At 70.9% G+C, this 26,783-nt stretch carries 20 protein-coding genes; 6 read left to right on the top strand and 14 right to left on the bottom strand.

Annotation, left to right across the window (positions count from 1 at the left end; translation table 11 throughout):
* Positions 1-31 precede the first annotated feature (31 nt).
* Positions 32-706, top strand: coding sequence for a cyclase family protein (locus MYSTI_RS30205; protein WP_015351614.1), 675 nt, complete (start codon positions 32-34; stop codon positions 704-706).
* On the opposite strand, the gene MYSTI_RS30200 is transcribed toward MYSTI_RS30205, so the two are convergent.
* The 5 genes from MYSTI_RS30200 to MYSTI_RS30180 all read right to left on the bottom strand — a co-directional run bounded on the left by MYSTI_RS30200 (position 695) and on the right by MYSTI_RS30180 (position 8,771).
* The gene (locus tag MYSTI_RS30200) at positions 695-2,644 is read right to left on the bottom strand and encodes a hypothetical protein (protein WP_015351613.1); all 1,950 of its coding nucleotides are present in this window, start codon (positions 2,642-2,644) and stop codon (positions 695-697) included. The genes MYSTI_RS30205 and MYSTI_RS30200 overlap by 12 nt on opposite strands.
* A gap of 157 nt (positions 2,645-2,801) precedes the next feature.
* Positions 2,802-4,850, bottom strand: coding sequence for a hypothetical protein (locus MYSTI_RS30195; RefSeq protein WP_015351612.1), 2,049 nt, complete (start codon positions 4,848-4,850; stop codon positions 2,802-2,804).
* The gene (locus MYSTI_RS30190) at positions 4,837-5,958 is read right to left on the bottom strand and encodes a DUF3142 domain-containing protein (RefSeq protein WP_015351611.1); all 1,122 of its coding nucleotides are present in this window, start codon (positions 5,956-5,958) and stop codon (positions 4,837-4,839) included. Before MYSTI_RS30190 ends, MYSTI_RS30195 begins: the two co-directional genes overlap by 14 nt.
* Before the next feature lie 81 nt (positions 5,959-6,039).
* Complete coding sequence (locus MYSTI_RS30185; RefSeq protein WP_015351610.1) at positions 6,040-6,708, bottom strand: hypothetical protein; 669 nt, start codon at positions 6,706-6,708, stop codon at positions 6,040-6,042.
* Positions 6,709-6,773: 65 nt separating this feature from the next.
* Positions 6,774-8,771 carry a YgiQ family radical SAM protein gene (locus MYSTI_RS30180; protein ID WP_015351609.1) on the bottom strand — a complete coding sequence of 666 codons (1,998 nt, stop codon included), beginning with the start codon at positions 8,769-8,771 and terminating at the stop codon, positions 6,774-6,776.
* Between the two features lie 244 nt (positions 8,772-9,015).
* On the opposite strand from MYSTI_RS30180, the gene MYSTI_RS30175 reads away from it, so the two are divergent.
* A complete protein-coding gene (locus MYSTI_RS30175) occupies positions 9,016-12,495 on the top strand; it encodes an AAA family ATPase (protein ID WP_015351608.1) in 3,480 nt (1,159 codons plus the stop codon).
* Between the two features lie 143 nt (positions 12,496-12,638).
* Here MYSTI_RS30175 and MYSTI_RS30170 read toward each other — a convergent pair whose 3' ends face one another.
* From MYSTI_RS30170 to MYSTI_RS30140, 7 genes are all read right to left on the bottom strand, one after another.
* The gene (locus tag MYSTI_RS30170) at positions 12,639-13,211 is read right to left on the bottom strand and encodes a hypothetical protein (protein ID WP_015351607.1); all 573 of its coding nucleotides are present in this window, start codon (positions 13,209-13,211) and stop codon (positions 12,639-12,641) included.
* Positions 13,212-13,246: 35 nt separating this feature from the next.
* Complete coding sequence (locus MYSTI_RS30165) at positions 13,247-16,189, bottom strand: CHAT domain-containing protein (protein WP_015351606.1); 2,943 nt, start codon at positions 16,187-16,189, stop codon at positions 13,247-13,249.
* Positions 16,186-16,764, bottom strand: coding sequence for an RNA polymerase sigma factor (locus MYSTI_RS30160; protein ID WP_015351605.1), 579 nt, complete (start codon positions 16,762-16,764; stop codon positions 16,186-16,188). The genes MYSTI_RS30165 and MYSTI_RS30160 overlap by 4 nt, the downstream gene beginning before the upstream one ends.
* A gap of 116 nt (positions 16,765-16,880) precedes the next feature.
* On the bottom strand, positions 16,881-18,077 hold the full coding sequence (locus MYSTI_RS30155) for an alanyl-tRNA editing protein (RefSeq protein WP_015351604.1): 1,197 nt from the start codon (positions 18,075-18,077) through the stop codon (positions 16,881-16,883).
* 48 nt (positions 18,078-18,125) lie between these two features.
* Positions 18,126-19,361 carry a cytochrome P450 gene (locus tag MYSTI_RS30150; protein WP_015351603.1) on the bottom strand — a complete coding sequence of 412 codons (1,236 nt, stop codon included), beginning with the start codon at positions 19,359-19,361 and terminating at the stop codon, positions 18,126-18,128.
* A gap of 8 nt (positions 19,362-19,369) precedes the next feature.
* Positions 19,370-20,728 (bottom strand): sensor histidine kinase, encoded by a 1,359-nt coding sequence (locus MYSTI_RS30145; RefSeq protein ID WP_015351602.1) that lies wholly within the window; start codon positions 20,726-20,728, stop codon positions 19,370-19,372.
* Positions 20,725-21,420 (bottom strand): response regulator, encoded by a 696-nt coding sequence (locus MYSTI_RS30140; protein WP_015351601.1) that lies wholly within the window; start codon positions 21,418-21,420, stop codon positions 20,725-20,727. The genes MYSTI_RS30145 and MYSTI_RS30140 overlap by 4 nt, the downstream gene beginning before the upstream one ends.
* A gap of 167 nt (positions 21,421-21,587) precedes the next feature.
* Between MYSTI_RS30140 and MYSTI_RS30135 the strand changes: the two genes are divergently transcribed.
* From MYSTI_RS30135 to MYSTI_RS30120, 4 genes are all read left to right on the top strand, one after another.
* Positions 21,588-23,012, top strand: a complete 1,425-nt coding sequence (locus MYSTI_RS30135) for an ABC transporter substrate-binding protein/permease (RefSeq protein ID WP_420811528.1) — start codon at positions 21,588-21,590, stop codon at positions 23,010-23,012.
* On the top strand, positions 23,009-23,842 hold the full coding sequence (locus MYSTI_RS30130) for an amino acid ABC transporter ATP-binding protein (protein WP_015351599.1): 834 nt from the start codon (positions 23,009-23,011) through the stop codon (positions 23,840-23,842). The genes MYSTI_RS30135 and MYSTI_RS30130 overlap by 4 nt, the downstream gene beginning before the upstream one ends.
* 1 nt (position 23,843) lies before the next feature.
* Entirely contained in the window at positions 23,844-24,599 is a 756-nt protein-coding gene (locus MYSTI_RS30125; protein WP_015351598.1) for an alpha/beta fold hydrolase, read from the top strand.
* Between the two features lie 73 nt (positions 24,600-24,672).
* Positions 24,673-25,494 carry an SGNH/GDSL hydrolase family protein gene (locus MYSTI_RS30120; RefSeq protein ID WP_084668350.1) on the top strand — a complete coding sequence of 274 codons (822 nt, stop codon included), beginning with the start codon at positions 24,673-24,675 and terminating at the stop codon, positions 25,492-25,494.
* On the opposite strand, the gene MYSTI_RS30115 is transcribed toward MYSTI_RS30120, so the two are convergent.
* Together MYSTI_RS30115 and MYSTI_RS30110 are read right to left on the bottom strand one after the other, a co-directional pair.
* A complete protein-coding gene (locus tag MYSTI_RS30115; RefSeq protein WP_044281640.1) occupies positions 25,452-26,318 on the bottom strand; it encodes a GspE/PulE/PilB domain-containing protein in 867 nt (288 codons plus the stop codon). The two genes, MYSTI_RS30120 and MYSTI_RS30115, sit on opposite strands and share 43 nt — an antisense overlap.
* Before the next feature lie 73 nt (positions 26,319-26,391).
* On the bottom strand, positions 26,392-26,760 hold the full coding sequence (locus MYSTI_RS30110; RefSeq protein WP_015351595.1) for a Spx/MgsR family RNA polymerase-binding regulatory protein: 369 nt from the start codon (positions 26,758-26,760) through the stop codon (positions 26,392-26,394).
* Positions 26,761-26,783 lie beyond the last annotated feature (23 nt).

Here is a 26,783-nt window from a genome sequence, read left to right as displayed (position 1 = left end):
AAGTCATGCGGCATGGCCACCCTGGAGTGTCATGGAGACCGCTGCCGAAGAGCCGTGGGTGGACATCTCCGCGCCCCTGCGCGACGGCATGGTGCACTGGCCGGACAATCCGGCCGTGCACATCACCCGGGTGATGGACCAGGAGAAGGGAGACGACGCCACCGTCTCCAACCTGTCGTTCGGCGCGCACACGGGGACGCACGTCGACGCGCCCGTGCACTTCATCCCGGGCGCGACGGGCGTGGATGCGCTGGCGTTCGACCGCCTCATCGGGACGGCCCGCGTGCTGGAGATTCGCGACGCGTGGGCCATTCGCGTGGAGGAGCTGCGCGGCCACTCGATAAAGGAGGGCGAGCGGCTCCTCTTCAAGACGGCCAACTCCTCGCGGCGCTGGCCCACCCAGGACTTCCTTCCCGACTTCGTGTTCCTGTCACTGGAGGGCGCCCGCTACCTGGCGGAGCGCAAGGTCCGCACCGTGGGCATCGACTACCTCTCCATCGGAGGACCGGGGGAGGGCGAAGCCACGCATCAGGTGCTGCTGGGCGCGGGCATCTGCATCATCGAGGGACTGGAGCTGTCCCCGGTGAGCCCGGGGACCTACGAGCTGGTCTGTCTGCCTTTGCGAATCGCGGGGGGTGACGGGGCCCCGGCTCGCGCCATCTTGCGAAGGCGTGCGGGCTTGGTCCCGGTCACATCACGGGCCTGAGGGTTTGCGCTCGGGCGCCTTCATGGGCTGGGCCCGCTCGAAGTCGGGGGGCTGGCAGTTCTGCCCGAAGGACTCGGGTCCCTCGCCGTGCGCCGCCCCGCTCCTGAGATAGAGCCAGTACAGCTTCTCGAACCGTTTCTGGTCGGCGGCGCCATAGCTCGCCGCCTGGCAGAGCATCATCGCGGAGGCCTGACTGCGCGGAGGCAGGAGCTCTGCTCCCCGCTGCGCGAGGACCGAGGCCGTGATGCGATAGTGGAAGCGATATGGATGGGGAGGCGCGTGGCTCGCCGAGCGCTGCTTCTCCAACGCGCCCATGAGCGGCACCTTGCCCACGGACTTGCGCGCCTTCTCCTCTTCGGGCCGGGGAATGTTCAGCACACCGCCGAACCTGTCCATGTCATACGTGCCACCCACCCAGCCCCAGTCCGGGGCGACCTCGGTGCCCAGGATGCCGAGGCCTTCGGTGCGAGCCAGCTTCGCGGCCTCGTGGAACGCCTCCGCCTTCTTCACGTTGGAGACGTCCTGCTGCGTGGTCGCCAATGCAGCGGCGTACTCCCGCGCGGGCTTCTCCCAGCGGGTGCCTTTGAAGTACTCCAGCGCCTCGGTGGACTTCCCCGCTCGCAGGAGCCGCCGCGCGAGCACCAGCCGCAGCCGTTCGGGAATCGTCGCCCCCTTCGCGTCGTCGTCGTCCCAGAGGGACTTCAGCTCACGCTTGCAGGTATCCTCCTCCGTGGTCGGGTGCCTGGTGACGAGGCGCTGAAGCTCGGCCACCGTCAGGACCCGCTCGGCGAGATAGGCGATGTCCGGCCAGGAGCAGCTCGCCAGGGCCCGCTCGGTCGCCGAAGCGAAGTCCCCTCGCGCGAGCGCGAGCACCCCGCGCTCTCCCTGCACGCGGCAGTAGGGGCGGAGCTGAGGCTCACCCCACACCCAGTCCATCCACTCTTCCTTCTCATCCAACTGGCTGGCCGCTGTCTCCAAGAGCTTGTCCGCCGCGGCGGTGTCGCCCCGACGCAGCGCGAGCCTGGCCTGTACCCACGCCGCCAGCGGGGTCTTCTCCACGGAGGCGAAGCGCTCGGCCAGGTCGAATCGACCGGCGTGCCAGGCCCCCGCCGCCAGCTTGTCCGCGATGGAGGGCCCGGGCATCCGGGGGGAGGCCTTCGTCGCCTGCGCGAGCGCCTCCAGCACTTGCATGAGAGGATTGCGTCTCTCTTCCCAGATCCAGTCCTCGACTCGCGTCCACACGTAGACGGCCATGAGGCGCTGGACCACTTCCGCCTTCAGCGCGGCGCGAAGCCGGGTCTCGTCGCGAGTGAGTGCGCGGGCGACCAGGAAGAGGGAGGAGCGCGCCGCCTCGCTTCCGTACGCCGCTTGCTCCGCGTAGAGCTGGATGGCGCCCGCGTCATCGCCCTGCTCGAGGAGTCCGCGCGCCTGCTCTCCATAGCTGGCGACCGCGAGGCCCAACGGGTCGTCGAAGCCCTCCCGGACGAGCTGCCGCGTGAGCTCGAAGCCCTCCTTCATGTCGCCTTCGAAGCCCGCCCCCGCGTTGCGCCCCAGCATGAACGCGGCGAAGGTGGAGAAGCGTTGCCGCTCCTGGGCGGGCAGTGCGAGCACCTCGCGGAAGCGGGCTCGCGCCGCCACCGCGTCCCCCTTCTTGAAGGCCTTGGCGCCGACCTCGTACAGCGCAGTCTCCTTCTCTCCTCCGCCCTTGCGTGCATCAGGCGGCTCGTCATCCTCCTCCATCACCTTGAAGGGGGACGTGGGCATGGGCACCAGCCGGCGCACCTCCCGTCGGAAGGAGCCCACGGGCAGCACCGAGAGCGCGCCCACGCGGTCCGCCAACATCCGCTCTGGAAAGTCAGGCCCACAGGCGTCCGCGGTGCGCACGGGCACCAGCATCAGCAGGAAGAGCAGGGAGGAGGACAGACTCCGGAGCCACACGTTTCACCTCGGTCCCCCGCTCGAAGCCGATGACGCGGAGCTCGCCAGCGCACGGCGGGGAGGCGTGCGCGCCACGAGTGAGGGTCCTCGTGAGGCATGGCCACCCACGCCACCGAGGACCTCGAGTCTTCCAGAAAGGGGCGGAGCCCCGGTCACGTCATGGGCCTGACGGCTGGCGCTTGCGGCGCAGGTAGAAGGCGGCGCCGGCCGCGATGGGAATCAGCATGCCTCCCACCAGCATCAGCAGGTGGCGGCGCCGGAAGGGCGCACGCTTGCTCTGGGGCGCCTTGATGGACAGGGCCCGCTCGAAGGCGGGGGCATGGCACTCCTGCCCGAAGGACCAGGGCTCCTCGATGTTCGCCGCGCCGTACTTCAAATACGTCCGGTACAGCTCCTGGAACCGCTTCGGGTCGTCGGCCGCATAACGCGCCGCCTGGCAGAGCATCATCGCGTACGCCTGACTGTGCTTGGGCAGCAGCTCCGCGCCCTGCTGCGCGAGGACCGAGGCCGTGAGGCGATAGTGATAGCGATTCGCATGCGGGGGCGCGTGGCTCGCCGCGCGCTGCTGCTCCTGGGCGCCCACGAGCGGAGTCTTGCCCACGGGCTTGCGTGCCGCCTCGGCCCCGGGCGACAGCCGCTCCGGCTCCGCGTCGTACACGGAGATGTCATACATGCCATCCACCCAGCCCCAGTCCGGGGCGACCTCGGTGCCCAGGATGCCGAGCCCCTCGCGTCGCGCCAGCTTCGCGGCCTCGTGGAAGGCCTCCGCCTTCTTCACGTTGGAGACGTCCTGCTGCGTGGTCGCCAGCGCGTCGGCGTACTTCCTCGCGGGCTCCTCCCAGCGGGTGCCCTTGAAGTACTCCAGCGCCTCGGTGGACTTCCCCGCTCGCAGGAGCCGCCGCGCGAGCACCAGCCGCAGCCGCCCGGGAATCGTCTTCGTCTCCAGTGCGTCCTGGTCGTACCAGAGGGACTCCAGCTCACGCTTGCAGGTGTGCTCGTCCGCGGTCGGGTGCTGGGTGACGAAGCGCTGAAGCTCGTCCACCGTCAGGACCCGCTCCGCGACATACGCGAGGTCCGGCCAGGAGCAGCTCGACAGCACCCGCTCGCTGGCGGAGTCGAAGTCGCCTCGCGCGAGCGCGAGCACGCCGCGCTCTCCCTCCACGCGGCAGTAGGGCCGGAGCTGGAGCTCGCCGACCACCTCCTCCATCCAGTCCTCCTGTTCATCAATCCCACCGGCCGCTTCCTCCAGGAGCTTGTCCGCCGCGGCGGTGTCGCCCCGACGCAGCGCCAACTTGGCCTGCACCCACGCGGCCAGAGGGGTCTTCTCCACGGAGGCGAAGCGCTCGGCCAGGTCGAACCGGCCGCCGCGCCACGCACCCGCCGCCAGCTTGTCCGCGATGGAGAGCCCGGGCACCTGCGGAGCGGATTCCGTCGCCTGCGCGAGTGCCTCCAGCACCTGGGTGAGCTGGCTGTTGTCCTCCCAGTACCACTCACGGCTTCGCGTCCACACGTAGACAGCCATGAGGCGCTGCGCGATGTCGTTCTTCAGCGCGGTGTTCAGCCGGGCCTTGTTGCCCGCGAGGGCATGGGCGACCAGGAAGAGGGAGGAGCGCGCGTTCTGGCTCCCGTGCGCCGCCTGCTCCGCGTAGAGCTGGATGGCACCCGCGTCATCGCCCTTCTCGAGGAGCCTGCGCGCCTGCTCGCCCAAGCTCGCGACGGCGAGGCCCAGCGGGTCGTCGAAGCCGTCGCGGACGAGCTGCCGCGTGAGCTCGAAGCCCTCCGTCATGTCCTGCTCGAAGCCCGCCCCCGCGTTGCGGCCCAGCATGAACGCCGCGAAGGTGGAGAAGTGCTGTCGCTCCTCGGCGGGCAGCGCGAGCAGCTCACGGAAGCGCGCTCGCGCCGTCGCCGCGTCACCGCTCTTGAAGGCCTTGGCGCCCGCCGCATACAGCGCGGTCTCCTTCTCTCCTCCACCCTTGCGCGCGTCGGGTGGCTCCTCCGCCTCCTCCACGACCCGGAAGGGGTCCGCGGGAATGGGCACCAGTCGGCCGGCCTCCTTGCGGAAGGAGCCCGCGGGCAGCTCGGAGAGCGAGCCCACGCGGTCGGCCAGGAGGCGATGAGGAAAGTCAGGTCCGCAGGCTTCCGCGGTGCGCGGGGGCACCAGCGTCAGCAGGAGGACCAGGGCGCACAGCAGGTTACGGAGCCACAAGGGTCACCTCTGTTCCCCGCACGAAGCCGACGACGCGGCGTTCGCCAGCGCGCAGGCGGGGAGGCGTGCGCGCCACGAGTGAGGTCCCTCGCGGGGCATAGCCGCCCACGCCATCGAGGACCTCGAGTCTTCCAGAAAGGGTGAGGCGCGCGGGCGCCTCGCTGTCCACGCGGCCCGTGTTCTCGATGACGATGTCGAGCGTCCCGCCGCCGACATCCACCAGCCGGGGCTCCAGCTTCGGCGTGAGGGGCTCGCGCTTCAGCACCGTCGTGAGCGTGGGGAGGCTCCAGGAGTCGATATCCCCCCGGTGGCCGAGCCGGAACCACACCAGGCCCTTCACGCCTCTCACCGGACGCTCGTGCAGCTGGCTCAGGAAGCGGGCCACCGCTCGCGGCTCGGACTCCAGGAGCCCGCCGTCACGCAGCCTCACGCGGTACGTGGGCAGCGCGACGCGGAAGGGGTGGGGCGTGGCCTTCGCCCAGGACTCGATGAAGCCTCGCGCCTGCTCGGGGGTGAAGAGAGTGGGGGCGCGGATGGCGTGGACCTGCACGATGACGTCATCGGGGATGGCCGTCAGCGCCTCCAGCTTCGGCGAGGTGGCCCACGTGGGCAGCGCGGTGATGGACAGCGACAGGTCTCCGAGCCCGCGGCGCTCACGCGCGAGCCACTCCGCGTAGGCGGGCAGGGACGCGGTGGCGCAGTCGTGGTCCACCTCCACGCCTCGGACGCGCACGCCGCGCGCCTTCCAGTCCCGGGCGATGCTCGCGACCTCCTGGAGGGAGACATCGTCGAGCGGCGTCGTCCCCTCCACGCGCATCACGGCCGCGACGTCCCGGCCGGTCTTCGCGAGGGCTTCGACATCCACGGCCACCGTCACGGGCGTGCGCGTGGCGCCGGAGCGCTCACGGGCCAGGACTCGCAGGGTGCCCAGCTCGGCGGGCAGCTCCGTCAGGGATTGCCCGAGCTCCGGGCTCCAGTCGCGTTGCCAGACATAGACGTCATGCTCGGGGGGAGGGGCGGGGGCTCGCGTACACGCGAGGACAAGGCAGAGCCCGAGGCTCACGAAGGCCGTTTGAAGGCGCGTCCAGGTCCAAGGTGCGGTGCTCATGATGAAACGCGGGTGCCCGCGAGACTCCCCCGTCTCGTGGCTCGGTGCCGCCCATGCTGCCACAACGCGGAGGACTTGGCGTCATCCCCTGGGCGGCGGGGGCGGCTCGCTGTGGTCGCAGTGCAGGAGGGAGGGCGGGTCGAAGCAGGTGAACTGATTGCTCCGGCTGTTGATGGCGCAGACCCCTCGGGGCGTGCTGGCGCAGTGCACCTCACCTCGAATGGCCTTGCAGCCGTAGCCACAGGCGATGGACTCGGAGGCATTGAGACAGCCGGGCGTGGGGGTGTCCGAGGCGTACTCGTGAATCACGCTGGCCGGCGGGTCCCAGCAGACCAGGCGGCCGAAGTGCGTCTTGCAGACGCCGTAGGGGGTGGTGTTGCAGGCGACCTCGCCGTTGTTCACCCGGCAGTTGAATCCGCAGGCCACCTTGCCCCGGACCTCCTTGCACTCGGGGCTCGCGCTGCTCTTGGACGGATGCTGGATGGCGACCCGCGGCGGGTCCCAGCAGTGCACCTGGCCCGCGTGGACGGCGCAGGTACCGTAGGGCGTCTGGGCGCAGGCGATGCCGCCCCGGGCGCTCTGGCAGTTGAAGCCGCAGGCCGTCTGCCCCTGGGAGGAGAGGCAGTTGGGGACAGGCTGGGGTGCGGGCTCGACGCGAGGTGGCGGCGTCACCGGCGCCGGCGGCGCGGGTCGCGGTGGCGGGATGGCCGGCGTGCTGGCCAACAGGAACAGCGCGAGGATTGGGAGCATGCGTCCCCCAACGCAAGTCCTCGCGACTTATTCAAACGCCTGTCTGCCTTTGTCTGGATGGAAGGTCAGCGCGGGCGGGCGCGCGCGCCGGAGCGTCCGGGGCCCTTGGGGGTGTTCGGACGTTGGGGCGGAGCGTCATCCTGCTCGCGGCCATCGCTCTCGGTGCGCTGCCTCCGAGCCGCCTCGGCGGGCGTCTCGGAGGGGACGAGGGCGTGGGGGCCTCGGCCGATGAGGTCCGAACGTCCGGCAAGGCGCAGGGCCTCGCGGGCCATGGGCCAGTGCTCGGGGTTCCAGTAGAGGAGCAGCGCCTTCTGGAGCCGCTTCTCGCGCAGGCCCTGCGCCGTGTAGACGGGCTCCATCTTCAGCGGGTCCACGCCCGTGTAGTACATGGCCGTGGCCATGGCCATGGGGGTGGGGATGAAGTCCTGCACCTGACGCGGGCGCTTGCCGTTCTTCTTGAGCCACAGCGCCAGGTCCACCATGTCCTCCAGCGTGGAGCCGGGGTGGCCGCTGATGAAGTAGGGGATGTCGTACTGCTCCTTGCCGGCTTCCTCGCTGGCGCAGGCGAACATCTGCTGGAAGCGCTCGAAGCTCTCGATGCCGGGCTTCTTCATCTTCTCCAGCACGCGCGGCGAGACGTGCTCGGGCGCCACGGAGAGCTGTCCGCCCACGTGGTGCGCGGCGAGCTCCTTCACGTACTCGGGCGAACGTTCGGCCAGGTCGTAGCGCACGCCGCTGGCGATGAAGACGTGCTTGACGCCTTCCTCCTCGCGCACGTCCTGCATCAGGCTGATGAGCGGGCCGTGGTCGGTCTGGAGGTTCTCGCAGACGCCGGGGTGGACGCAGGACAGCTTGCGGCACCGCTTCTCGATGTCCTCGCTCTTGCACTTGAGCTTGTACATGTTGGCGGTGGGGCCGCCGAGGTCGGTGATGGTGCCTCGGAAGTCGCCCATGCGCCGCAGGGCGCGGACCTCGCGCAGGACGCTCTCCGCGGAGCGGCTCTGGATGACGCGGCCTTCGTGCTCGGTGATGGAGCAGAAGGTGCAGCCGCCGAAGCAGCCGCGCATGAGGACGATGGAGTGCTTCACCGTCTCGTAGGCGGGGATGCCCTCGTTCTTGTAGAGCGGGTGGGGGACGCGGTTGAAGGGCAGGTCGTACAGCTCGTCCATGGCCACCGTGCGCTGGCCGGCGGCGGTGTCACCCACGCCGTCCTCGAGCGGGAGCGCGGGCGGGTTCATGAAGATGGCGCGGTTGCCGTGGCGCTGCGCGAGGGCGCGCGCGTTGCCGGGGTTGGTCTCCATCTGGAAGTCGCGGCTCATCACCGCGAAGGCCTGCTTGTCGGCGATGACGGCCTCGTAGGAGGGGAGGACGACGGTCTTCCGGTCCGCGGCGCGGCGAGCGGGGTCGGCCTCGTGGGCGCGCATCTGCTCGTCGTTGATGAGGTAGGCGGTGCCGCGCACGTCGCGGATGTCCTCGATGCGCTCGCCTTGGCGCATGCGGTCGGCGACCTCCATGATGGGGCGCTCGCCCATGCCGAAGACGAGCAGGTCGGCCTTGGCGTCGAAGAGGATGGAGCGGCGGACCTTCTCGCTCCAGTAGTCGAAGTGGGCGATGCGGCGGAGGCTGGCCTCGATGCCGCCGAGGATGATGGGGACGTCGGGGTAGGCCTCGCGGCAGCGCTGTGCGTAGACGATGGTGGCGCGGTCGGGGCGGCAGTTGGTGCGGCCGCCGGGGCTGTACTGGTCCTCGGAGCGGTTCTTCTTCTGGGCCGTCAGCCGGTTGAGCATGGAGTCGAGGTTGCCGGCGGCGACCCCGAAGAACATGCGCGGTGGGCCCAGGGCCTTGAAGGGCTCGGCCGAGTGCCAGTCCGGCTGGGGGATGAGCCCCACCTTGAAGCCTCGGCCCTCGAGGAAGCGGGCGATGAGGACCGGGCCGAAGGCCGGGTGGTCCACGTACGCGTCTCCCGTCACGATGATGATGTCGCACTGCTCCCAGCCACGCGCCTGCATGTCGGCACGGGTGATGGGCAGGAAGGGATGGGCGTAACGGGTCGGGAGGGCCATGGCGATGGGGCGGCTGCGGGGGCTTCACCCCTAAACATCTTGGGGCCGAGGAAGCAAACCCGGCGGTGGGGTGGGTGTCCACCAGACACTGGGCCTTCTGGCGGGTGGGCAGTGGACCGTGTGTTTCACGCCACCCGGCCCAGGTCTTCCCCGCTGTGTCTTGGGCGCGAGCGCGGCCGTCCGCGTGCATTGACGGGGATCCACCCGTCCCCTACCTTCGCGCGCCCCCGTCATGACGCACCGGATGCACAACGTCGTCCCCGAAGGGCGCTCCGCTTCGCCCGAGGATGACTCCGTCCGGGAGCTTCACGTCGAGTACGACGATGCACCGCCTCCCTCGCCAGCGCGGGCTCCTGCCCCAGCGCCGAGTCCGGAGGACCTCCCTCGCTCGCCCAATCCGCTGCTCGCACTGGCCCGCTCTCGAGGTCGTGCCGCGAAGCCGCCGCCTCCTCCGGATGCGGCTCCGGCCCCCCGTGACGTGGCCGCGCCCTCGGATGTCTCCACGGCCGAGCGACAGGCGATGCAGGCCGCCGTCGCCACCGGCAAGCGCCGCGAGGCCTGGAAGCCTCCCGCCTACCTCCCAGAGGACCTGAGCGAAGCCCTCCTGTCCGAGCGCAGCCAGTACCGCGCCAAGCTGCTGCAAGACGCGCGACAGGTCAGCCTCCAAGGTCCCGGCGTCATCTCCCTGGTCCCCGTGCCCGCCGCGGACCCGGATTGGTCCGGTGGCTCGCTCCTGGGCTTCCTGGGCGAGGAGTGTGTCTTCGGCGGCGACGTCGTCCACCTCGACTTCGAGTCCGGCCGCGTCTTCGCCGCCCCCGACCATGGCGATGACGTGGACCGCCGCGCGCTCTCCGCCGACCGCTGGTGCTATCGGCCCTATGACTTCGCGGAGGCCCTCTGCACCGCCGCCTCCGCCTACGAGGAGCGTCAGCCCGCGCTCGCCCAGGCCCTGCGCCGCGCCAGCGGAGAAGAGCCCGCCTCCGTGCCGCGTCCCCAGGACGCGGAGCTTCCTCCGACGGACCGCCTCTGGGCCCAACCCTGGGGCTGCATCTGGGGGCCTCCCGGCACCGGCAAGACGACCGCCGTCGCCGACCTCATCGCCCGCGCCCTGCGTGCCTTCCCAGGCGAGCGCATCCTCGCGGTGGCTCCCACCAACCGCGCCGCGGATGAGTTGGTGCTGCGTGTCAGCGCGCTCCTCGAGCGAGAGCCCATCCCCCTGCGCCCCCTGGCCCGCAGCATCTTCCGGGGCGGCACGGGCGCCAGCGACGCCCTGGCGAAGCTGCCCACCGTCACCCTCGAAGACACCAAGGGCGGCAAGCTGCGCGCGAGCATCGAGGAGCGCGAGCGCGAGCTGTACCTCCAGCGCGTCCGAGGCGGCCCCGCGCACGAGCTCGCCAAGCTCCAGGCCGAGCTTCGCGGCCTGCGCGGGAAGATGAAGGACCCCACGCTCAAGGAGGCGGAGAAGGGCGACTGCCCCCTCATGGTGCTCACCGTGCACCGCGCCTTGCGCCTCGTGTCGGAGCTGGAAGGCAAGAGCACCTTCGCGCGGCTCGTGGTGGACGAAGCCGGCATGGTGACTCGCGCCGCCACCGCGCTGATGGCGCCTCTCGCGGAGCGGGTGACGCTCGCCGGAGACCCCAAGCAGATTGGCCCCGTGAGCCGCGCCGCCGAGGGCGCTGGACGGGGCTCGCAGAAGTGGCTGCGTGGCAGCGGCCTGTCGCACCTGGAAGACGCCGTGAAGGACGCCGCGCGCGCGGACGTGCTGCTGCTGCGCACCCAGCACCGCATGCACCCGGACATCGCCCGCGTCGTCAGCCACTTCTGCTACGGCGGCGCGCTCCAGGACGGCGACATCGTCAAGGCCCGCGCGGAGAAGGCGCCCCCCGTGCCCGCGTTCGCGCAGACACGCGCGGGATGGGTGGTGCTGGATGGGCTCAGCCGCGAGTCGAAGCGCCTCTCGCACGGCCGGGGCGAGACGGGCTCCGGCTATCAGCGCGAGCTGTCCGCCGAGCTCGCCGTCTCCCTGGCCCGGGAGGCCGTGCGCGCGGGCCTGAGTGTCCTCTGCGTCACGCCGTACCGCGCGCAGGCCGCGCTCCTGCGAAGGCTGGGGACCTCCGCGGGCTTCCGAGGCGATGCGTTCAGCGCGTCCACCATCCACCGGCAGCAGGGCACCCAGTACGACGTCGTGCTCGTGGACACCGTGGCCGGAGGGCGTCCGTTTCCTCCGCACACGCTGGTGCCCATGCTCAACGTGGCCGCCAGCCGCGCGCGCGACTACCTTCTCGTCCTCGCGTCTCGCGACGAGGCGCGGGGCGCGACGATTCCCCAGCGCTTCCTGTCGCTCCTGCCGCGCCTGCGCGTCCTCCCGGGCTCGCCGTTGCGGCTGGAGGCCATGCCCCTGCCGCAGAAGCCCGCGCCTCCTCCCCCTCCGCCGCCGAGCGCACCCACCAGCCTGGGCGGAGAAATCGAAGGCGCGCGTCCCACCCGACCGCTCTTCACCCAGGAGCAGGTGTCCCTCTTCGAGCGCCGCTTCGACGACGGCCACCACCTGGTGCGCGGCGTCGCCGGCAGCGGCAAGACGTATGTCCTGGCGCACTGGGTGGCGCGCTACCTGCTGGAGCACGAGGACACACGCGTCCTCGTCTCGTTCTACAACCGCGCGCTCGCGCCGCTGGTGGACAAGCTGCTCGTGGAGGCCATCGTCCAGCGGGCAGGGCGCGAGCGTGCACGCGCCTTGCGAGCCCGCGTCACCATCAAGCACGTGGGTGCCCTGCGCCGCGTGGAGCCCGCGTCCTTCGACGGCGTCTTCGTCGACGAGGCGCAGGACATGGATGCCAACGCGCTCGCCATGCTCCACGCGCTGGTGCTCCCGCACACGCTGCCCGACGGCCGGGAGATTCGCTGCCTCCAGCTGTTCATGGACGACTCTCAGAACGTCTACGGCCAGGTGCCCATCGACTCGCTCAAGGAGCAGCTCCCCGAGGGGCTCTCCTTCCGGGGCCGCACCCGGGTGTTGAAGGAGACCTTCCGTGCGACGCGAGACATCCTGGACGTCGCCTTCAACGTGGTGCTGGACCCGATGCGCCAGCACGGCACCAGCGACCCGGGCATGCGCGAGTACATGAAGGCCGGGGAGCTCGCCCGCGAGGGACTCCTCTGGCTCCCCGAGGAGACGCTGGAGGGCCTGTACCGCGTACAGTCCACGGAGCGCGCGGGCGTGCTGCCGCAAGTGCGTGGCTTCGCATCGGGTGCGAGCGAGGCCCGGCAGGTGGCGAAGGAGGTGGCCCGGCTCATCCGCGAGGAGGGCGTCCACCCGGGCGACATCCTCGTCGTCGCACCGGTGATGCCATCCCAGTACACGGACGCGCTCAACCGCGCCGGAGTCCCCGCGCACGCCTACGGAGGGAAGGGCGGGCGCGACGTGACGGACTTCCGCGTCAGCGGCGTGGACCACGTCCGGGCCACGACGGTCTTCTCGTGCAAGGGGCACGAGTGCCCCGTCGTCTTCTTCGCGGGCCTGGATGCGCTCGACACCGTGGAGAACTGGATGGCCGGCGCGAAGGAGCGCAACGCGCGCGAGAACGAGCGCATCCGCCGCGCCATGTTCTACGTGGGCGCGACGCGCGCGATGAAGCGGCAGTACCTCACCGGCGTGAAGGGCGCGCGCTTCCTGCGCGTGGCCGCCTCCTACGTGGAGACGCTCGCCGGGCTCGTCCCTTCCTGAGGCGTCCGCGCGGCTCCGTGTCGAGGGCCCCGGAGCCTCGCGAGAGGGTGTCTCTCGCTGGCCTCGTGCCCTCCTGAAACGACGAAGGCTCCGGCGCCGCGCTCGTGGCGGGCCGGAGCCTCCTGGACTTCAGCGGCGGGTGACTACTTCGCCCCAGGCGTCGGAGCGGGGGCCTGCTGCAGCTTGGCGCGGGTGGTCGGGATGCCCGCCTCCGTCGTGGACCAGTAGGTGAGGCCAGCCAGACGCTTCACCCGGTCGCTCAGGCGACGGTGGCCCGTGGGGTCGCCGCCACCGCCGGAGGAGCCACCCGGGTCTCCGTCGTTGAGGTCCGCCACGTTGATGCAGCCTTCCTTCTCATCCTTGGGGAAGCAGTCGACGTAGAGCTCCACGTCGCCCACGAGCTTCGCCGGGTCGTTCGGAGGCGCCTGCTGCATGGAGGAGGTGGACGACTCGCTCGTGGCCTCCGTGCCGGGGGCCTCCAGCGGCCTGCGCGTCGGCGGCGGGCGCTGGTTCGACTGGGCGACGATTTCGTCCCGGCTCACATCCACCGTGTAGACGGTGAGGCGTGTGGGGTTGTCCCTGTCTCGCAGGGTGACGCGCACGAGCGTTCCTTCGGGTGCGCTGCGCTGAATCTGCTGCGTCGAGGGGACCGTGTTGACGTGACGACACGCGGCCAGGCTCAGCAGCAAGGGAACCAGCAGGAGACTTTTCTTCATGGGGCTTGGTGCGCTCTCAGAGGGTGTTGTGACGGCTATTCGAAGAGAAGCACCTGGCGGACCCAGGGGCTTCCCCGGCTGCGAAGCCAGTCCTGCCGTGCATCGCGAAGGACTCGGGCGGCGGGGAGCCCCTCGCGAATGCGCGCCAGCACCGGCTCGAAGAAGTCCGATGCCTCGGCATCGGGAATCTCTTGCGTGGCGGCGAGCACGGCTCGCGCGCCGGATTCGACAAAGGCCACGGGAAGCCCGAAGGTCTCATGGAAGTACGCCTTGCTGTGCGCCGCGTGACACGCCGCCAGGAGCACCACGGGCCTGCCCTGAAGCGGATGCCCCTGGAGGTCCCCGGCCGTCAGGGCATACCGCCCTCCCTGCTCCTCGGGCGAGAGGACCAGCAGCGAACCGTCCACCACGTTCGGGTCGACCACGCCGTGCGCATGAATCTGAACCTCCGCGGCGTCGCGCATCGCACGAAGCACCTGGGAGGGCGTCGCGGAGGCCCCCTTCAACAGCCTGAGCCCCGCGCCCGCCTCCTCCCCCGGGCTCCACGCGCGCAGCGCGGGAAGGCGCAATTCCGCGGGCGCATTCACATCCGCCACCACCAGGCGGGGACCCGGCGCCGCCGTCCGCTCCTCCAGCGAGGGGCCCACCTGGTACGCCCACGCGATATCCGACGGCAAGAGGCCCGGCTTGCCCAGCACGGGCGGACGCGCCAGCACGTTCACCGTGACACACGGGCGCAGGGCTTCCGCCAGCGCGTCGGGCACCAGACCCTCCACGCTCTCCAGCCGCTCGCGCCGGTCCGTGTCGTAGTGCCCCAGGAGCTTGCCCTTCGCGTCGCGGGCCACCAGCGCCGTGCGCTCGTCGTCCACCGTCACGCCCAGCACGCAGTGCTCCGCGCGAGGCAGGCCGCGCTCCTCGGTGAAGAGGGCCAGGGCCCGCTCGTATTCACCGTGCCGCGCGGCATCGAGGATGAGCGACGTGAAGCTGTAGACCCGCGCCTTGCGCGCGTTGACGTCCGAGCCCAGCAGCGGCGCCGCCTCGTCGATGGCCTTGCGCAAGAGCTCCTGGCCCCGGTTGCGGTCCTGCTCGACGAAGAAGCGCCCTTCGATGTGGCGCAGCATCGCGCTCTCGCCCGCCGTCTCCAGCCGCGAGGGCATCGCGCGCAGCGCCTCCAGGCCGCGTGTCAGGACCGCGGTGTCCTCGATGCGGCGCTCCTGGGTATGGGCCAGGTCCGCGATGACGAAGGCGCGCGCCAGCGACGGCGGCTGTCCACACCGCGCGGCGCGGTCCAATTGCTCCCGGGCGCCCGCGAAGTCCAGCGTCCGATAGAAGGCGAGCGCGAGGTTGGCGTAGGCCGACTCGTGGTCCTCGCAGCGCTCCGGCAGGCGCTGGATGGTCTCCTCCAGGTACGCGCGCGCCAGCGACACATCCCCATGGAACAGCGCCGCCTGCCCCAACTCCTGGAGCAGCCGCCACTCCTTGGTCCACTCCCGGCTCGCGCGGGCCCGCGCCAGCGCCGCCAGCGCATGCGAGCGCGACTCCACGGGGCGGTGCAGCTGCCGCTCCACCAGCGCCAGGTTCCGCTGGAGCTCCAGGCAGCGATAGTTGAAGCGCGACTCGGTGCCGCAGCCGCGAAGGGCCTCCGTCAGCCGCGTCCGCGCCCGAGGCGTCTGGCCGCGCTGGATGTCCGCGCGGGCCTGGCGCTCCTCCGCCAGCAGCGCGAACCACGGGTCCTGGGTGCCCAGCGCGAGCGAGCGGTACTCCTCCTCGAACTGGCGCGAGTCCCGCAGGAACAACAGCGTGCCGAGCAGCAGGTCGTCGTGCCGGGCCTCGCGCAGCTTCACGATCAACGCGTCCAGCGCCGGGGGCGGCAGCTCTCCGCGCGTCAGCCGCACATAATCCGCGGCGAAGGGCTTGCGAGCGCCCAGGTCCGCCCTCGAGATGCGCTGGAGCGCCTCATCCAGGTGCGAGCCCCCATCCACCGCGTCCAGCTGCCGGGCCAGGGGCCTCAGCTCGTCCACGCGCGCGGGGGAGGTGGCCGCGCGCAGGGCATCGTAGAAACACAGACGGGAGAGGCCGGGGTGCCGCGCCGCCAGTCCCTGCGAGAGAGGCGCGCCCCCCGCCACCATGCGGTCGCACGCCTCCTTCGCGCCCTTCCACTCCTTGCGCTTCTCCTGCTCCTGCTGCCGTAACTCGGCGGCGCGCCGCGCGGCCTCCTCGCTCCAGCCGGGCTCCTTCAGCGCCGACACCCGCTCGAACGCCTCCGCCGCTTGCAGCGAGAGCCCCAGCGCCTTCAGCGCCAGCCCGCGATTCCACAGGGCCTGCGGATGCTGGGGGCGCTGCTTCAGCGCGCGGTCCAACAGCGTCAACGCCTGCTCGGGCTCGCCCTGCTGGAGCAGGAGCACCGCCTGGTCCGAGTCCTGGTCCGCCGACGCGGGCAGGCGGTCGAGGAAGGCCCGGGCCTGGGCCGCGTCTCCCCGCAAGAGGTAGGCGGACGCGATGCCTCGCTCGTCTCCCGCTTCCTCCAGCTTCGCCAGCTCCCGGAGGGACATGGCGCGGGGCTTGTCGCCGCCGCTGCGCATCACCTCATAGGGGCGGTGCCGGTCCGCGCTGGGGTACGTCAGCCGGGCCTCGAGCGTCCGCCCGGGAGACTGGCCCAGCCACAGCTCGGAAGAGACCGGCTCCGCACCTGTCCGCGAGACGAGCACCCACGCCGCCAGGCCCGCGGCCAGCGCCAGCGGCACCACCATCATCCAGGTCCGCCTCCGCTTGAGGAGGTGGAGTCGCGCCGGAACGAAGACGGTTCCGTCGCCCGTGGAGTGCAGGGCGTCGTCCGCGAGGAGCGCGAGCGCGAGCAGTTCCTTCATCCGGGTCTCGCACGCGTGGCAGCGGGTCAGGTGGTGGCGGAAGTTCTCCGCGTCCACCGGTGCCAGCTCCCCGTCGATGAAAGACTCCAGCTTGCCGCACAGCTCGTTCATGGTCTCGCCCTGCCCTCGCCCGAGGAGGCGCCTCCGGTCAGCAGCTCCCGCAGCGCCTTGCGCGCTTCACTGAGCCACCGGCCCACCGTTCCCTCGGGGGCATCCAACTGCTCCGCGATGGCGCGATACCGCAGCCCCGCCACATGCAGCCGGTAGGCCTCCCGAATCTGCGGAGGGCGCAGCTGTTCGATGGCGCGCAGGAAGTCCTCGCGGGTCACCTGCTCCCACTGCTCCATGGGTGTGGGCTCTCCAGACACCTCGGGCGTCTGCACGACCCGCAGCGACGGAGCCCCCAGGACTTCCGTGCGTCTGCGGCGGCAGTGGTCCAGGAAACGGTTGCTCAGTGTGGTGCTCAACCACACGCTCACCGCGCTGGGGTTCTCCGTCACCAGCCGGTCGAAGTTCCGGTAGGCGCGCTCCAGCGTCTCCTGCACCAGGTCCTCGGCTTCGATGCCTCCCCCGACACACAGTCGCCGGGCAAGGCGCAGCAATCCCGGCCGTCTCGAGCGGGCGAATGCATCGAACTGTTGGTGCTGCCCATCGTCCATCGTGGCGCGAACCCCTGCACCCATCATCTCATGTCGTTCCACGCGTGGAGCGCCCCCCTGCCAGCAAACGCCCCCCGATTAATCCCTTCGGTGGATCTGCCCCGTGACGCGCCGCGTTGCGGGCGAGCCTCCCGGGGCGGGGTTCAGGTGGGCAAGGATGCGACCAGCGCGGGCCAGTCGGTGGAGGCGGGGAGGCGGCCCTCGGCGTGCTCGGGGCGCCCTCCGCCCCGGCCCCCGGAGGCCGCCGCGGCGCGCTTGAGGAAGGCGCCGCACCCGAAGGCAGACGCGGCGCCCCGGGCGATGAGGACGGCGAGCCCCTCCGGGGTGCGGCCGGCGAGGAACACCACCGCGTCCGGCCGGGAGGTGAGGCGGGCGGCCACCGCGCGCAGCTCTTCGGGGCCCGCGCCCTCCAGGACGGCGACGACGTGCTTGTTGGCGGAGGCGTCCAGCGTGGCGGCGAGCTCCGTGGCGGTGTGCTCGGCCCGCTTCGCGCGGGCGGCGCCCAGGGCCTCGCGGGCCTCGGCCAGCTCCCGGCGCAGCTTGTCCACCACGGTGGGCACTTCCAGGGGGCCGCAGGTGAAGGCTCGGCTCAGGGCGCGCAGGGTGCCCGCCTCCTCCCACAGCTCCTTGCGAGCCCGAGGGCCCGCGGAGAAGAGGACGCGGCCCTTGCCCTTGTAGCGCTCCACGCCCAGCACCCGCACCAGGCCCACCTGGCCGGTGCGCGTGCAGTGGGTGCCTCCGCAGGGGGACACGTCGAAGTCGCCCACCTGGATGACGCGGATGTGGTCCGTCACCTTCGGGGCGCGGCGCAGGGGCAGCGCGGCGAGCTCCTCCGGCGTGGGGAAGAAGGCGCGAATCGGGAGGTCCGCGTCGATGGTGGCGTTGACGTGGGCCTCGGCCTCCGCGACGCGCTGCTCGTCCAGGGTGTCCTGGTCCGTGTCGATGGTGCACACGGCGCCCAGCCGCGAGGACACCGTGGCCGCGCCCGCGATGTCCAGGAGCGCGCGCGACAGCATGTGCTGCCCGGTGTGCAGGGACATGTGGACGCGGCGGCGCTCGGCCTCCACCACGCCGTCCAGCGTGAGCCCGGGGGCGGGCAGCGCGCCTGCTTCGCCCACGTCCAGCAGGTGGTGCACCGTGCCCGCGTCATCCACCTGCACGTCGCGCACGGGCAGCCCGCCCAGTACGCCGTGGTCCGCCATCTGTCCGCCGGCCTCCGGGTAGAAGGCCGTGCGGTCCAGGACGACGGAGGCCGCGCCGTTCCAGGTGCCGTGGGCCACGACGCGGGCCGTGAAGCGGTGGAGGAACGGGTCGTCGAAGTAGAGGCGCTCGGTGGACATGCGGCGGGGATAACACGCGCCTGTCCACCGCCTCCACGATTCACGTCGTCAGGCCGGGTCCCACTCCACGAGCAGGCGATGCGGGCCGCGGTGCAGGAAGTTGGGCACGTAGGAGAAGGCATTGCCCGGCGCGAGCCGCAGGTTGGGCAGGCGCTTGAGGAGCATCTCCATGGCCAGCTTCACCTCCAGCCGGGCCAGCGGCGCGCCGATGCAGTAGTGGATGCCCATGCCGAAGCCCAGGTGCTTGCCCACGTCCGGACGGCGCGGGTCCCCGTGGTCGGGCGCGTGGAAGATGGTCTCATCGCGGTTGGCGGAGGCGAAGAGGACGAGCACGCGCGCGTTCGCCGGAATCTCCACGCCGTTGAGCGTCACCGCGCGGGCGGTGGTGCGCATCATCCCCTGGATGGGGGAGTCCAGGCGCAGCGTCTCCTCGATGGCGCGGGGGATGCGGGTGGGGTCCTCGCGCAGCTCCTTGAGCCGCTCCGGCTCCTGGAGCACCCAGACGAGCAGGTTGCCCAGCAGGTTCGTCGTCGTCTCGTGTCCGGCGAAGTGCAAGAGGGACAACAGGCTGATGAGCTCCACGTCGCTCAAGGGCGGCGAGTCCTCGTAGCGGGCCTCGATGAGCGCGCTGATGAGGTCGTCGCCCGGGGTCTTCCGACGCTCGGCGATGTAGCCCGCAAGGTACTTCTGGATGGACACCAGTCCGTGCGCGCACTCCACCTGCCGGGCGACGGGGACGTTGCCGGCGGAGAGGAGCGCCAGGTCCTCCGTCCACCGCTTCATCCGCTCCAGGTCGGAGTCGGGCAGGCCCATGATGGCGCCGATGACGCGCGCGGGCAGCGGATAGCCCAGCTTGTCCACCAGGTCCGCGTGGCCATCCGCGGCGAACGCGTCCAGGAGCTCCGTGGTGATGGAGCGCACCCGCGCCTCCATGGCGCTGAGCCGGTGGGGCGCCAGGGCCTTGGTGACGATGACGCGCATGCGTGTGTGGTTGGGCGGGTCGTCGTCCACCAGCGCGGGCACCTGCGGATATCCCTGCTCGAGCACGGCCACCACCTCCGGCGCGGGGGGGACCGGGTTGCGGAAGGAGTTGGCGGAGAGGAAGTCCTGCGGGTTGAGCACCACCGCCTTCACGTCGTCATGCCGGGAGACGACCCACAGGTGCATCTCCGGGCTGAAGTGCACCGGCGCCTCCTCGCGCATCCGGGCGTAGAGCGGATACGGGTTCTCGACGTTGTGCGGCTCGAAGCGGCTGATGAACGTGGGCGGGGCTGACTTGGACATAGGGGGCCTCATGCCGCGTCGGGGCGGGGCTTGGTCGTGGGTGGAGTCAACGGACCTCCGGTGAGCCCGGAGAGGTGCAGGTCCAGCGGGGGTATTCGCGGGAGCCTGATGGTGATGCGCGTGCCGCTCTGTGGCCAACTCTCCACGTCGATGCGGCCTTGATGAGAGGTGACGATGCCATGCACGACGGCCAGTCCCATTCCCGTGCCTTCGCCTGCGGGCTTGGTGGTGAAGAAGGGCTGGAAGAGCTTGGCCCGCACCTCCGGCGTCATGCCGATGCCCGAGTCGTGAACACACAAAACGGCCTCGTCGGCCTCCATTCGCGTGGACAGGTGGATTCGCCCTCGCTCGGGCATGGCCTGCACCGCGTTCATCAAGAGATTCACCACCACCTGGGCCAGCTGTCCGGGGCGACCCAGGAGGCGCGGCAAGTCACCCAATACCACCTGCACCTCGCAGCGCTGCTGTACCTGGGTACGGGTGATGCGCAGCGCGACGGCGACCTCCTCATTGAGGTCGTACTCCTCCAAGGCCCCCGGGTCCCCGCGCGCGAAGCGCCGCAGGTCCGCGACGATGGCCACCACACGCCGGATGCCGTCCGCGGTGGCGGGCAGCACGTCGTCGACATATTCCTGGAGCTCTGGCGGCAATTGCTTGCAAGCCCGCAAGTCCATGAGCAACGCATTCACGTTGCTCTTCACGTAGCTCATGGGGTTGTTGATTTCATGAGCCACCCCCGCCGCCAGCATGCCCAGGCTCGTCAGCCGCTCCTGCTCGCGAGCGCGCTGGTGGGCCAGCTCCAGCTGGGCGTGGGCCTCCGCCAGCTCGTCGTGCTGCCGGGCCAGCTCCCGCATGGCGTGATGGGTGAGGAACACGCGCCCGTCGGAGATGAGGTACGTGAGCAGCGACAGCAGCACGAAGCAGGCGGGCACTCCGGGAGGACAGCCGTCCGCCAGGGCCACCCCCGCCACCAGCGCCAGCAGCACGAACAGGCGCCTTCGCGCGCCCACGTCCGCGAAGCGGTCCACCCAGAGCGCGTTGAGCGGCAGGTACAGCCACATGGGCAGGGCCCAGTCGCTCGCCATGCCGTAGAAGACATTCGCCAGCATGTTGAGGGTGAAGCGCACCCTCTCCGCGGCATGGGTATGGCGAGAGAAGAACTTGCTCGCGAGGACCTGGTTGGCCGCCGTCACCCCGACGAAGCCCGACGTCACCACGAAGATGGTGTGCCACCGTCCCCAGAGGCTGGAGACGAGCAGCGCATGGATGAGGAGACACGCCAGGAGGGTGAAGCGCTTGAGCCGGCTGTTCACCCAGTCTGCGTCGACCTCCTTGTCTTGGGGCGCCGCGGACACAGGTCCTGTCATGCTTCGCCCAGTCCTTGGCGGAGGTTGGTCGCGGGCGGCTCCGCCCGCACGGGCAACTCCAGCCTCAGTCGCTGGGGGCCGCCCACTTCCGCGACGAATGACAGCCTTCCTCCGAACCGCTCCAGCAGGCCCCCGACCACCTTCAGGCTGTCGTCGGCCAGGAGCCCCGCGAAGCGCTCGATGATGGAGACGGCCTGCTCCGCCGGGAAGGACGGGTCCGCCACCTGCACCTTGAGGACGAGCGCGGCGTCGGTGGGGCTCACCTCCGCGCTGACCCCCTGGCCCGCAGCGCGGAACGGGGCGTAGAGCTGGGCCAGGGTCTCCCGGTGGCGCAGGAGGCCCGCCAGGTACGTCACCAGCTCCGCGTCATCCCAGGGCTTGCTGATGAAGCGACAGATTTCGCCTTCATTCACCGACGCCACCACCGACTTGAAGTCGGCATAGCCGGAGATGATGAGCCGCAGCGCCAGGGGGTGCAGCCGCTTGACGCGCTGGAGCAGCTCACTGCCTGTCATTCCCGGCATCCGGAAGTCCGTGAGGACAATGTCTGGACTGAAACCCTTGAGGCGCTCCAGCGCCTCTTCCCCGTTGAAGGCGAGCTGGACGTCGAATCCCTCACGCCGTAACAGCCGCCTCAGGGCATGTGCCACCTGCGGCTCGTCGTCCACCACCAGCACCTTGTATGCTTCCATGACGCCTTGGCTCCTGTGACAGGGCACTCTAATACGGGGTTCCAGGGAAAAGTGTCAGGACCTGAATACTGGGTCATCCCTGCACCTGCGACAGGGTGGGAGTCTCCGGAATGGATGTGAGCGCGGCGTGGTGGCGGGCCGGTGTGTTGCTTGTGCTGGCCGTGGGGATGACGTCGTGCGTCCAGCGGGAGGAGGCCGGCCTCGAGCGTGTGCGGCGCTCCGGGGAGCTGCGCTGGGGCGCGGATGCCCAGGGGGGGGAGCCCTATGCGATGGAGGACCCGGAGGTGCCCGGGCGCATGCGCGGCTTCGAGGTGGAGCTGGCGGACGCGCTGGCGCGGGAGTTGGGGGTGCGCGCGCGCTTCGTCCAGAACGACTGGTCCAGCCTCATCCCCTCGCTGGAGCGCGGCTCGTTCGACGTGGCGCTCAACGGAATCGAAGTCACGCCCGCGCGCAGCGGACGCATCCTCTTCACGCGCCCGTACTACATCTTCCAGCTGCGGTTGATGGCGCGCGGGGAGGACCGCTCGGTGACGGGGCTCGCGTCGCTGCGAGGCCGGCGCGTGGGCACGCTGGCCAACTCCCAGGCGTGGGAGATGCTCCAGCGCGAGGGCGTCCAGGCGGTGCCCTATGAAGGGGTGGAGGAGCCGTACATCGACCTGGAGCAGGGGCGGGTGGACGCGGTGTTGATGGACGACCTCATCGCCCAGAGATACGGCCAGCCGCGGGCGAAGCTGCGGGTGGTGGGCGACGTGGGGGAGGGGTACTACGCCATCGCGGTGCGCCCCGGGGACGAGGACCTGCGCGCCGCGCTGGACGTGGCCATCGGCCATGTCGCGCGCTCGGGGGAGCTGCGCGCCATCTTCCAGCGATGGAGCATCGACAATGCCTCGCAGCAGCGGATGGTGGAGTGGAGCGACGCGCAGACGCGCCAGGTGTTGGCGCAGACGCAGGCGCCTCGGCTGGGGTGGGCCCAGGGCGTGTTGTTCCTCCAGGCCGCGCTGGTGACGCTGGTGGTGTCCGTGGGGGCCATGACGCTCGCGGTGCCCCTGGGGGCGGGGTTGGCGCTGGTCCGGCTGTATGGGCCGCGGTGGCTGGGGCGGCTGGCGTCGCTGTACGTGGAGTTGTTCCGAGGCACGCCGGTGCTGCTCCAGCTCTATGTCCTCTATTACGGCCTGGCGGGGGTCCTGCGGCTGGACGCGCTCAGCGCGGCGGTGTTGGGACTGGGATTGAACTACGCGGCCTACGAGGCGGAGGTGTATCGCGCGGGTGTCCTGGCGGTGCCTCGAGGACAGTTCGAGGCCGCGCTCGCGCTGGGAATGTCCACGCGCATGGCGGTGCGCCGGGTGATTTTTCCCCAGGCCTTCCGCGTGGCGCTGCCCGGTGTGACGAATGATTTCATCGCGTTGCTCAAGGACAGTTCGCTGGTATCCGTCATCTCCGTTGTCGAACTCACCAAGCGGATGACCATCACCGCGGTGGATGTTCGCAGTTGGTTGCTGCCTGGGGCGCTGTGCGCGGCGTTGTATCTGGCGATGAGCTACCCTTTGTCCGTCCTGGCAAGGCGGTTGGAAGCGAGGTTGGCGCGCGGATGATTGAAGTGAAGGACCTGTGCAAGCGCTACGAGGGCGAGGGGCGCTGGGTGTTGGACGGCTTCAGCGCGTCGTTCGCCCCAGGAGAGGTGGTGGCGCTCGTCGGCCCGTCGGGATGTGGCAAGAGCACGCTCCTGCGGTGTCTGAATGGGCTGGAGCCGTTCGACTCCGGGCACATCCGGGTGGGGGACGCCGTGCTGGAGCCCGGCGCGGCGAGCAAGAGCGGCGCCATGGTGTCGAGCATCCGACGGCGCGTGGGCTTCGTCTTCCAGCAGTGGCACCTGTTCGCGCACCGCACGGCGCTGGGCAACGTCATCGAGGCCCCGCGCTTCGTGCGCGGCCTGGACGTGAAGACGGCCACGGAGCTGGGGCGCGTGCTGCTCGAGAAGGTGGGCCTGGAGCATCGCGCGGGGGCCTACCCGTCGGAGCTGTCCGGCGGTGAGCAGCAGCGGGTGGCCATTGCCCGGGCGCTGGCGATGGAGCCGGAGGTCCTGCTCCTGGATGAGCCCACCAGCGCGCTGGACCCGGAGCGCGTGGGGGAGCTCGTGGCGCTGCTGTCGAGGCTGCGCGACGACGGGCTCACGCTGGTGGCGGTGACCCACGAGATGCGCTTCGCGCGGGAGCTGGCGACGCGGATGCTGGTGCTGCACGGCGGGCGGGTCCTGGAGGAAGGTCCACCGGAGCAGGTGCTGGAGCGCCCGAGGCACGAGCGCACCCGCGCCTTCCTGGGCCTGGAGCGCGCCAGCCAACGGGAGGAGGCGCCCGCTGCCTCGCTCGGAGCGGGCAGAACGCACGTGTCCCCGGTGTTCCCCGGCGCCACCGCGAGGGAGTGACATGCGTTCGGAAGTGCAGCTCACGGAAGAGGGGACGGGCGGCGGGCCCAGGGTGCTGTTGTTGCCGGGGCTGGGGGCTCGGGGTTCCGGGTTCCGTGCGCTGGCGAAGGTGCTGAGCCCCATGGCCCGGACGGTCCTCGTCGAGTACCCGGAAGGGGAGCACGCGGCCGTGGGAGCGGGCGCCCTGGCGCGGCAGGTGGCGCGAGCGGCGGGGGAGATGGACGCGGTGGTGGCCAGCTCCTTCGGCGGCATGGTGGCCGCGCACCTGGCGGCGTCCGGAGCGGTGAGGGGCGTGGCCTTCCTGGGCGCCTTCACGCGCACGGAGCACCTGGGGCCGCGCGGGCTGCTCATCGGGATGATGGGGCCCATCGCCCGGTGGGGGCGGCCCGGCATCGTCGCGGCGGGGCTGGCGGCGTGGCGGCCCGTCGCGCTCTCGCAGGTGCGGGAGGTGGTGCCCACCACGGCGGTGGAGCGAGAGACGACGTGGCACCGGGCGCTCTCCATCGGCGGCGAGCCGCCACCGCCCGAGCTGTGCCAGTCGAACGTCGCCTGCATCTGCATCCAGGGGGACCGCGACGTGCTGGTGCCCCCGGCCACGGTGGAGCGGCTGGCTCGCTCCCTTCCCCCGGGGACTCCCCGTCATCTGCTGAAGGGGGCGGGGCACGTGCCGTACTTCACCCACCCCCGGGAGTGTGCGTCGCTGCTCGCGCCCTGGTTGGAGCGGCTCGCGTTCGCTCGGAGTGTCTCGGTGGCGTGACGCCATCCAGGAGGCGGTGGGCGTGAAAGGGACGTGTACCTGGCGCCCGCATCCCGCTACCGTGGGGTTCCGAATGCAGAACCGTTTCACGCGTTGGCTCGTCGTCCTCCTCGTCTCCATCTCCACCAAGGCCGTCGCGTCGGGTCAGGAGTCCGGCCCCGCGAAGGGCGCCGAGCGTCCCGCGCCTCCCGCCGTGGCGCCTCCCGCGCCTCCCACCGTGGTGCCTCCGGCGGCTCCCGCGGTGGAGCGTTCCCGCTCCGTGCTGCTGCTGGGGGACAGCCTCATCGCCACGGGCTTCGGGGACTACCTGCTGGCTCGCCTGGAGGCCCACCCGGAGATTCGCGCGTCACGCCGCGCGCGCTCCTCCACGGGCCTGGCCCGTCCCGACTTCTTCGATTGGATGGAGGTGGGCGAGGAGGAGGTGAAGCGGCACCAGCCCGAAGTGGTGGTGGTCATCCTGGGCGGCAATGACGGCCAGTCGCTGCTGGAGCGCGGCGGGGGCAAGCCCATCCACTGGGGCAAGCCCGAGTGGGAGGACGCGTACCGCCGTCGCATCGAATCGTTCGCGGGCGTCATCGCCGCGCCGGGGCGGAAGATCATCTGGCTGGAGCTGCCGGCCACCGGGCTGAAGCGCTTCGAGCAGAAGCTGGCGCTCATCCGGGGCCTCCAGCGCGAGGTCATCAGCTCCCGGACGGATGCGCGGTATGTCGACACGCGCGAGTACTTCACCGACGCCAAGGGCAAGGCCCTGCTCCAGGCGCGCGTCGAGGGCTTCCGCAAGCCGATGAAGCTGCGCATGAGCGACGGCGTGCACTTCACCATCGCGGGGGGCCGCTACTTCGCGAGCAAGGTCTATCCCGAGGTGCTGGGCGCGCTGGGGCTGTCGCGCGGATAGTCAGGACGCAGTCTCCTCACGGCGCGCAGGAGCAGCTCCTCGTCCCGGGGATTGGCGAGGAAGCCCCGCGCGCCGAGCTGCCGCGCCCGCTCGAAGCCCTCGTCGTCCGAGGCGCCGTGGACGATGAGCGCGCCCGCGATGCGCACCTCTCCGGCCAGCAGTCCCTCCATGGCTTGGATGGGCGCGAGCACCACGTCGGTGGCATCCGTGTGGAGCACCTCCAGCGGGGTGGCCACGCGCGCGGGGTGGCCATGCCGGGCGAGCTGTCGCGAGATGAGGACCGCCGTGACGGGAGGCCAGCCGTAGAGCAGCAGCGGGCCGCCAGGGGCATGCGCGGGCGTGGCGGGCTCGGAGGGCTCCTCGATGCCGTACAGCTCCGAGAGCACGCGGGCGATGGCGGTGTCGGAGGCCACGTGCGCCTCGACGCGAGGCTTTCCGGTGACGGCGCGCACCGCGTCCACGGCCTCCAGTGAGACAGGGGCGGGCAGGGCGATGTGCAGCACCTCCCGCTCCCCTTGCTCCAGGGGCACCCGCTCCAGCCGCAGCGGCACGGCCTGGTACTGCCGCGCCAGACGGACGGGGAGGAGCTCCGCGGCGCCGGGCTCGGGAGGACCCTGGTCCAGGTCCACCGCCATCACGCCCAGCTGAAGGGCGAGGCCGCGCAGCACGTCGTTCTCCGAGCACAGGCCCTCGCGCACCAGCGCGCGCCCCAGGGGCACTCGGGTCTCATGGTGATGGACCAGCCCCAGCCGGAGCTGGGCGCGGTCGAGCACTCCCATCTCCAGGAGGATTTCTCCGAGCGGACGCCGGGCACTGGATTCCATACATGGGAATCTTCACGCCCCAGCGCGCTTGGCGAGGGGCGTCCGGTGGAGCGCCCGCCCGCCCGGTGGTGCATCAGCCGCGTGAGGTGAAGATGCGCTCCCACGCCTCGGGCTGGAAGCCGACGAGGACGGTGGTGGGCGTGACGACGACGGGCCGCTTGACCAGCTTTCCATCCGCGGCGAGCCACGCGCGCAGCTCCCCTTCGCTCGCCGCGTCGACCTTCGCCTTGCCCATCGCGCGGTAGCTCTGCCCGCTGGTGTTGAGCCATTTCCGGACAGACACCCCACTGCGGGGTATCCATTGTTCCAACTCCGCGACAGTGGGCGGCGTGTCGACGATGGGACGAACCGTGTGGGCAATCCCATTCGCCTCCAGCCACTTCAGCGCCTTCTTGCAGGTGGAACAGCCCGAGTAGGAGAGGACGAGGACGTCGGTCGACATGGCGTGCTTCTACCAGCCCGCAC

Origin of the sequence: Myxococcus stipitatus DSM 14675, assembly GCF_000331735.1 — a bacterium.
GTDB lineage: Bacteria > Myxococcota > Myxococcia > Myxococcales > Myxococcaceae > Myxococcus > Myxococcus stipitatus.
This window is presented reverse-complemented; position numbering and strand designations above follow the sequence as displayed.